General features: G+C 35.0%; 6 protein-coding genes and 1 pseudogene. 6 read left to right on the top strand and 1 reads right to left on the bottom strand.

Annotation, left to right across the window (positions count from 1 at the left end; translation table 11 throughout):
* Positions 1 to 106 precede the first annotated feature (106 nt).
* Positions 107 to 541 (bottom strand): annotated as a pseudogene (locus EAL87_RS08435) (hypothetical protein).
* A gap of 352 nt (positions 542 to 893) precedes the next feature.
* On the opposite strand from EAL87_RS08435, the gene EAL87_RS07195 reads away from it, so the two are divergent.
* The 6 genes from EAL87_RS07195 to EAL87_RS07170 are packed head-to-tail and all read left to right on the top strand — an operon-like array spanning position 894 to position 7,948.
* Positions 894 to 2,192 (top strand): DUF2130 domain-containing protein, encoded by a 1,299-nt coding sequence (locus tag EAL87_RS07195; RefSeq protein WP_120914029.1) that lies wholly within the window; start codon positions 894 to 896, stop codon positions 2,190 to 2,192.
* Positions 2,193 to 2,252: 60 nt separating this feature from the next.
* On the top strand, positions 2,253 to 4,712 hold the full coding sequence (locus EAL87_RS07190; RefSeq protein WP_120914027.1) for an AAA family ATPase: 2,460 nt from the start codon (positions 2,253 to 2,255) through the stop codon (positions 4,710 to 4,712).
* Between the two features lies 1 nt (position 4,713).
* Positions 4,714 to 5,625 carry a methionyl-tRNA formyltransferase gene (gene fmt / locus EAL87_RS07185; RefSeq protein ID WP_120914025.1) on the top strand — a complete coding sequence of 304 codons (912 nt, stop codon included), beginning with the start codon at positions 4,714 to 4,716 and terminating at the stop codon, positions 5,623 to 5,625.
* A gap of 8 nt (positions 5,626 to 5,633) precedes the next feature.
* On the top strand, positions 5,634 to 6,272 hold the full coding sequence (locus tag EAL87_RS07180; protein ID WP_120914037.1) for a biotin--[acetyl-CoA-carboxylase] ligase: 639 nt from the start codon (positions 5,634 to 5,636) through the stop codon (positions 6,270 to 6,272).
* 2 nt (positions 6,273 to 6,274) lie between these two features.
* Positions 6,275 to 7,072 (top strand): chromosome partitioning ATPase Soj, encoded by a 798-nt coding sequence (soj, locus tag EAL87_RS07175; RefSeq protein ID WP_120914023.1) that lies wholly within the window; start codon positions 6,275 to 6,277, stop codon positions 7,070 to 7,072.
* Between the two features lie 3 nt (positions 7,073 to 7,075).
* Complete coding sequence (locus EAL87_RS07170; protein WP_120914021.1) at positions 7,076 to 7,948, top strand: ParB/RepB/Spo0J family partition protein; 873 nt, start codon at positions 7,076 to 7,078, stop codon at positions 7,946 to 7,948.
* Positions 7,949 to 8,000: the final 52 nt, after the last annotated feature.

Here is an 8,000-nt window from a genome sequence, read left to right as displayed (position 1 = left end):
TTCTTTCTTTTTTACTTCTTGATTTTTTGATTTTTGCTTAATTTTTGGTTTTTTTAAATCTTATGTTTGAGTTTTTACTTCTTATTTTTTGTGTTTAATGCTTTGTTTAATGATTTTGCTTACTTGATTTTAATGTTTTGTTTTTAGAGTTTAAACGCTCAAGGATTTGGGTTTTAATTTCTTTCGGATCTAATCGAACAAGTTGTTGGCGTTCAAAATTGTGTGCCTGAAAATCAATGCAATAACTCAAAAATAATAGAACCGTTTTCATAGGGGGCAACTAGGTGCATGCCCGAATAATGGAATCGAGTGCAAGAAAGCGCAATAAATGCGCTGTAGGGTTTTAATAAGGGGTTTCTATTGCGTGGATTGAGTTTGATAACACCTCCAAAAGCAATTGTTTTTATATTTTTTTGTTTTCATCAGATGGGTTTTGTAAAATAACTTGTTCTAAAAAATGATTGATGAGCGGATCTCTATGCACCGATGCGAATCTAGAGATAGACGCCTTTTGTAATGCTGATGCAAGACTTCTTCCCATCGTATTGTTCTCTAAAACTTGTGCTTTTGGGACAACTTGCAATTGATCGATCGTTATCTCAATTTCTTCATTTATAATGTAGTTTTTATGCGAAAGGTATTTTTTGCCTTTTTTATTTTTTGTTGTTTGTGGGAATGCTAATAAAAAGTCCTTGTTTTCATAGATGACAAAATAAGGGCGTTCTTCTCGTTGCTCATGCCCTTTATTATATCTGTTTTTATAATAAATATCCATGTTAATAACTCCTTATTTAAATTCCTATTTTACTGAACTTATTGGATAAAACCTGCTTAAGTTAAATTGATCTCATTCTATTATAAAATATAAAAAAATCAAATCTTAAAGGAAAATCATGCAAGAAAATCAAACCCGTCCTTTTATATGCCCCAAGTGTCAAGAGCCAATTAATGTGAATGAAGCGATATACAAACAGATTGAGCAAGAAAATCAAAGCCGGTTTTTAGCCCAACAAAAAGCGTTTGAAAAAGAGGTGGAGGAAAAAAGAGCACAGTATCAAAGCCATTTCAAAGCTTTAGAGAAAAAAGAAGAGGCCTTAAAAGAGCAAGAGAGGGAACAAAAGGCTCAATTTGATGATGCGGTCAAACAAGCGAGTGCACTAGCCTTGCAAGATGAAAGGGCTAAAATCATTGAAGAAGCCAGAAAAAACGCTTTTTTAGAGCAGCAAAAGGGCTTGGAATTGTTGCAAAAAGAATTGGATGAGAAGTCCAAACAAGTCCAGCAATTGCACCAAAAAGAAGCGGAAATTGAAAGGCTAAAAAGAGAAAATAACGAAGCAGAGAGCCGATTGAAAGCGGAGAATGAAAAAAAATTGAATGAAAAATTGGAAATGGAAAGGGAAAAAATAGAAAAAGCCTTGCATGAAAAAAACGAATTGAAATTCAAGCAACAAGAAGAGCAATTAGAAATGTTAAGAAACGAGTTGAAAAACGCTCAAAGAAAGGCTGAATTAAGCTCGCAGCAACTCCAAGGCGAGGTGCAAGAATTAGCGATTGAGGAGTTTTTGAGGCAAAAATTCCCTTTAGATTGCATTGAAGAAATCAAAAAAGGGCAAAGAGGGGGCGATTGCATTCAAGTGGTGCATACTAGGGAATTTCAAAATTGCGGGAAAATTTATTATGAGAGCAAACGCACTAAAGAATTTCAAAAAGCTTGGGTGGAAAAGCTTAAAAGCGACATGCGAGAGATTGGGGCTGATGTGGGGGTCATTGTGAGTGAAGCGTTGCCTAAAGAGATGGAGAGGATGGGGTTATTTGAAGGGGTGTGGGTGTGTTCGTTTGAAGAGTTTAAGGGGTTGAGCGCGGTGCTAAGAGAGGGGGTTATTCAAGTGGGTTTGGCTAAAAAAAGTCAGGAAAATAAGGGCGATAAAGTGAATCTGCTCTATCATTATTTGACAAGCTCTGAATTTTCTATGCAAGTGAATGCGATTATAGAGGGGTTTGAGCAATTGAGAGCGGATTTAGAAAGCGAAAAACGCGCGATGAATAGGATTTGGAAAAGCAGGGAAAAGCAAATGGAAAAAGTGTTTGAGGGCACGATTAACATGTATGGCTCTATTAAGGGCATTGTGGGTAATGCGATAGGGCAAGTGAAAGCGTTGGAGCTTGGGTATGATGGGGAAGATTTAGAGTGATATAATTTTGTATCTAATTGAGTTGTATAAGAAAAATTAAAGGAAAAAGCGAGAAAAAACATGGCGATCAATATTAAAAAGATAAAATCTTTTAAGGCGTTTTGTGGTTTAGACATGATTGAAATGGATGAGTTTAAACACTATAATATCATTTTTGGAAATAATGGGTGCGGAAAAACAAGCTTGACAAGGGCTTTTGAGTTACTGATTCCAAAAAATAAGCACATTGAAAAGTATCGCACCATTTCTACTGCTGAATCCCCAAGTATTGAATTTGAATGCAAAGATGAAAGCTATACAATAGAGCCAAATAGCAATATTGGAGCGCCACCTTTTAAGATTGAAATCTATAATAGCGATTTTCTGCACCATAACACGCCTTTCAATAGTGAGTTTGGACTTAAAAAACTAGATGATGGCAGTATCATTTTAGAAGGCTCGGTTTTAGGCGAAGAAACGAAAGAAATCAATCAATTAAAAGGTTTTAAGGAGAAAGTAGAAAAAAGACAAAAGGAAATTGGAGATGAGAACAGCGCTGAAACTTTGATCGCTAAACAAGAAAGTGAAATTGAAAAATATAAGGAAGAAATAGAAAAAATACGAAAAAAAATGACTTCAAAGACTATTCAAATAACACCAAATGAGATTGAAATAAATGATTTTTGTAAGGTGTCAAAGAATCATTTTAAATATCAAGAAGATGCATTAACGAATTTGGAAAAAGATTTTAATGAATTGGATGAAGCCATAAAAAAATTTGATGATTTAAAAGAAATGGAATTGCCTAAAGATTATCAAACAATAAGAGATAAGTTAGAATCTTTATTTTCTTTTGATATAGATAAAGAGGCGGGGCAGGTTTCAGAGAAAATTAAAGAGCATATTAGCAAGGTTGGAAGAGAATTTATTGAGAAAGGAATAAAATTACAAAAAAAGATGCCTAATAATGCATGCCCTTTTTGTACTCAAAAAATTCCCAATGAGATTATTCAAGATTATACAAGTTACTTTAACAAGAGTATTGAAAAATTCAATCAAGATTCTTTAGAGCTTAGTGGGACTTTAAAAAATATTTTAAATCAATGGAATATAAAGGAAATATTGCAATCATTTGAAAGATTTGAACCTTTCATGGAGAATTTTTTAAAGGAAAAGAAAAGTTTAGAAAATGCGTTAGAGCAAATAAAAGATTCATTAGAAGAACTTCAAAAAGAAGTGGATAAAAAGGAGGGAGCTAAAAATGAGGAAAAATTTCAAGAGATAGATAAAAAATTGTTGGAAATTCAGGAAAATATCCAACAATGTGTTGGTGAGACTGGAAAGATTTTAAATCAAAAGAAAAAACAAAAAGAGAAATTAGAAAAATTAAAAACCGAGTTGAAAGAAGCAAGGATTAAAAAGGCTAAACATGATAGCTACCATTGGCAAGAGAGCAAAAAAAAGGCTGAGGAAAAACGATCAGTTTTAGTTAGTGGGAATAAGAGATTAAAATGCCTTTTAGAAAAAATTGACAATAAACTTGAAGAGTTATACGCTCAAAAACGCCCTGATACTGAAACCATTAATCACTATCTTCAAGTTTTAAATTTGCCTAAATATTCTTTGAATGAAGATTATAGAATTGTTTTTAATTCTGTTGATTTAGAAAATAGTAAGGCTAAGATGATTTTAAGCGATGGTGAAAAAACCACGCTTGCGTTTGCGTATTTTTTAGCACGTTTAAAATTATTTTATAAAAAAGAGGATTTAAAAAATTTAGTTGTTGTCATAGATGATCCCATCTCCAGTTTAGACGAACAAAGGATTTATAACACAACTTGTTTGGTGGCAAAAATCAATCAAGAACTAGCAGGGGAAGCATTGAAAGATGAAGAATATAAGGCACAAGTGTTTATTTTAACTCATAATCATACTTTTATGGCACGTTTAATCAATATGGTAGGCAAACAACATGCTCGCTATTTCCAATTAGAACGCAATCAAAATCAATTAAAAATTGTTTGTAAAAATAAAGTGGTTGGTTATTTTGACGCTTTTTATTCGCTTTTATTTAAAGAAGTGTATGAATTTGCGAAAAAAGAAAAAGTGCAAGATGGTTTTGATGAAGCTATAAACTATGGCAATAAAATAAGAATTTTATTAGAAAGTTTTTTAAAGTTTAACTTTATTCATTCTTTTCTTGGAGAAAATAACATTTTTAAAAAAGAAAAGATTGAAAAATTGATAGACACAGCAGATAATGAAGTTAAATTGAATTTTTCAAAGCTACATTTTAATAAGGATAATAATTGTAATATAGAAAATAAAGATATGCTTTGTGAAAGATTTTTATACATCATAAAAGGCTTGCATTTAGAGAGTCATGGAAGCACTATGGATTTTTTTAACCCTAGTAAAATTCCGCGTAAAAATACCCAACAATTTGCCAAAATAGCTATTAATGTTATGAAAATTTTAACCCCTTATCAAACACAATCTTATATAGCGTATGCGGATGAAAATAATAAAAACAAGGAATAACATGCGCATTGTATTTATGGGAACGCCGGGGTTTGCTGAAGTGATTTTAAGGGCGTTGGTTGGAGATAAAGACATAGAAGTGGTGGGGCTATTCACTCAAAGGGACAAACCTTTTGGGCGCAAAAAAGAATTGAAAGCCCCAGAGACTAAAACATACATTCTAGAAAATCGTTTAAATATCCCCATTTTCCAGCCGCAAAGTTTGAAAGAGCCTGAAGTTCAAATCTTGAAAGACTTGAAGCCTGATTTTATCGTGGTGGTGGCTTATGGTAAGATTTTGCCTAAAGAGGTTTTAACCATCGCTCCTTGCATCAATGTGCATGCGTCGTTATTGCCTAAATACAGGGGGGCTTCGCCCATTCATGAGATGATACTCAATGACGATAGGATTTATGGCATAAGCACCATGCTTATGGATGTGGAATTGGATAGCGGAGATATTTTAGAAAGCGCTTCTTTTTTAAGAGGAGATCATTTGAATTTAGACGCTTTAAGTTTAAAATTAGCACATATGGGGGCAACTCTACTTCTTTCAACGCTCAAAAATTTCTCTTCCATCACAAGAAAGCCTCAAGATCACACGAATGCGACTTTTTGTAAAAAAATCACCAAAGCCGATGGTTTAGTAGACTTTAAAGACGCTAAAAGCTTGTTTTTAAAATCGCTTGCGTTTAAATCTTGGCCAGAAATCTTTTTAGAAAATAGTCTTAAACTTTTAGATGTGGAATTGGTGGAGAATGAAAAGAGTCACAAGGAAGGCGAGATTTTAGCAATTGATGAAAGAGGCGTTCTTGTAGGCTGTTTGAAAGGCAGCGTGCGCATAGCTTGGTTGCAAGCGGTGGGTAAAAAGCCTTTGAAAGCGAAGGATTATTTGAATGGCAAGCGTTTGAAAGCGGGCGATATTTTGGCATGAGAAAAAGCATGAGAAAATGTGAAAAAAGGATTTTTGAGAGCCTGCCCTCTACGCAAACTTATCTTTTAGAAAAACTTAAAAACGATGAGTGTGAAGCTCCCATTTTGATTGTGGCTAAAAACCAAAGCGCTGGGATAGGCAGTAGGGGGAATATTTGGGAGAGTGCAAAAAGCGCTTTGACTTTTTCGCTCGCTTTAAACGCAAGCGATTTGCCTAAAGATTTACCTGTGCAAGCGAACGCTTTGTATTTGGGGTTTTTATTCAAAGAAGTTTTAAAAGAGTTAGGCTCTCAAACCTGGCTCAAATGGCCTAACGACTTGTATTTAGGGGGTCAAAAAATAGGGGGCGTATTGGTTAATATTCATAAAGGCATGCGGGTGTGCGGCATTGGCGTGAATAGGGTTTCAAAGAAGTGGGCATGTTTAGATATTGGCGCGAGTGATGATTTGATTATGGAGGGCTTTTTAAAAAAAATAGAAGAAAATCTTTTTTGGGGGGAAGTTTTAAGTAAGTATGCGTTAGAATTTCACAGAAACGACTCTTTTAGTTTCCATAATGATTGGGGCGAATTGGTGAGTTTAAAAGATGCGCAATTGTTAGAAGACGGCCGCATTTGTATTAAAGGTAAGATTTATGATAGGATGTGAGTATGACGAGTGAAATCATTGCAGTGGCTAACCAAAAAGGAGGCGTGGGCAAAACGACAACAGCGGTTAATTTAGCGGCTTCTTTAGCGGTGCATGAAAAAAAAATCTTATTGATTGATTTTGACCCTCAAGCCAACGCTACTTCAAGTTTGGGTTTTAGGCGCGATAAAATTGATTATGATATTTATCATGTGTTGATTGGCCGTAAGCAAATTTCTCAAGTGATCTTAAAAACCCAAATGCCTTTTTTGGATTTAGTGCCTTCTAATTTGGGTTTAGCCGGGTTTGAAAAAACCTTTTATGATAGCGTTCAAGATGAGAACAAACGAGGCGAGCTCATGCTCAAAAACGCCTTAGAGAGCGTGGTGGGGCTTTATGATTATATCATTATTGATTCCCCGCCAGCTCTAGGGCCTCTCACGATCAATTCGCTTTCAGCAGCCCATTCGGTGATCATTCCTATCCAATGCGAATTTTTCGCCCTTGAAGGCACTAAATTATTGCTCAACACCATTAGAATGCTGCAAAAAAGCACGAACCCTAAACTCAAAATCAGAGGGTTTTTACCCACAATGCATGTCCCTCAACTCAATTTGACAAAAGGGGTTTTAGCGGAATTGTTTAAGTATTTTGACTCAGAGTTTTTTAGAGATTCAGTTACAGGAGAGTATATTATGATCCCTAAAAGCGTGAAACTAGCGGAATCGCCTAGTTTTGGTAAGCCCATCTTGCTCTATGATATTAAATCTAATGGCAGTATCGCTTATCAAAAATTAGCTCAAAGCATTCTTCAAGGGTAGCATATGGCAAAAAATAAAGTGTTGGGTAGGGGTTTAGCGGATATTTTCCCTGAAATCAATGAAGTGTATGAGCAAGGGCTGTATGAAAGAGCGAATCGGGTTGTGGAGCTTGGTATTGATGAGGTGATGCCTAATCCTTACCAGCCCAGAAAAATCTTTAGCGAAGATTCCTTAGAAGAATTAGCGCAATCCATTAAAGAACATGGTTTGTTGCAACCGGTTTTAGTGGTGAGTGAGAACGGGCGTTACCATTTGATCGCCGGTGAAAGGCGCTTAAGAGCGAGCAAATTGGCTAAAATGCCTACGATTAAGGCGATTGTTGTGGATATTGAGCAAGAAAAAATGCGCGAAGTCGCCTTGATTGAAAACATCCAGCGAGAAGATTTAAACCCTTTGGAGTTGGCTAGATCTTATAAAGAATTGCTTGAAAGCTATCAAATGACCCAAGAAGAGCTGTCTAAAATCGTTAAAAAATCCCGAGCCCATGTGGCTAATATCATGCGTTTATTAACGCTCTCTTCTAAGGTTCAAAACGCTCTTTTAGAAGAAAAAATCACTTCAGGGCATGCAAAAGTTTTGGTGGGTTTAGATGAAGAAAAACAAGAATTGATCTTAAATTCCATTATAGGGCAAAAACTCAGCGTGCGCCAGACAGAAGATTTGGTGCGTGATTTTAAAATAAACGCAAACCTTGAAAATAAAAAACCTAGTTTTAAAGAAACTCAAGCGCTCATTACTGAAGATGAACTAGAACGCTTTAATCAAAGTTTGTGGGATCATTACAAGCTTAAAGCAGCTTTGAAAGGGAGTAAAATCATTTTACGATGTTATGAAAATTCTCTTTTAGAGGCTTTTATGAAAAAAATGATGTCTTAATGCTTAGATATTCTCAATTTTTAAGCGATTTTTTGTTAAGATAGGGTTAATG

This window comes from Helicobacter pylori, from assembly GCF_003636935.1.
GTDB lineage: Bacteria > Campylobacterota > Campylobacteria > Campylobacterales > Helicobacteraceae > Helicobacter > Helicobacter pylori_CH.
Note: the sequence above shows the minus strand (reverse complement) of the source record. Positions and strands in the feature narration are given on the sequence as shown.

Coding starts and splice junctions, on each gene's coding strand:
- EAL87_RS07195 (WP_120914029.1), top strand. CDS start 894: ATGCAAGAAAATCAAACCCGTCCTTTTATATGCCCCAAGTGTCAAGAG.
- EAL87_RS07190 (WP_120914027.1), top strand. CDS start 2,253: ATGGCGATCAATATTAAAAAGATAAAATCTTTTAAGGCGTTTTGTGGT.
- fmt (WP_120914025.1), top strand. CDS start 4,714: ATGCGCATTGTATTTATGGGAACGCCGGGGTTTGCTGAAGTGATTTTA.
- EAL87_RS07180 (WP_120914037.1), top strand. CDS start 5,634: ATGAGAAAATGTGAAAAAAGGATTTTTGAGAGCCTGCCCTCTACGCAA.
- soj (WP_120914023.1), top strand. CDS start 6,275: ATGACGAGTGAAATCATTGCAGTGGCTAACCAAAAAGGAGGCGTGGGC.
- EAL87_RS07170 (WP_120914021.1), top strand. CDS start 7,076: ATGGCAAAAAATAAAGTGTTGGGTAGGGGTTTAGCGGATATTTTCCCT.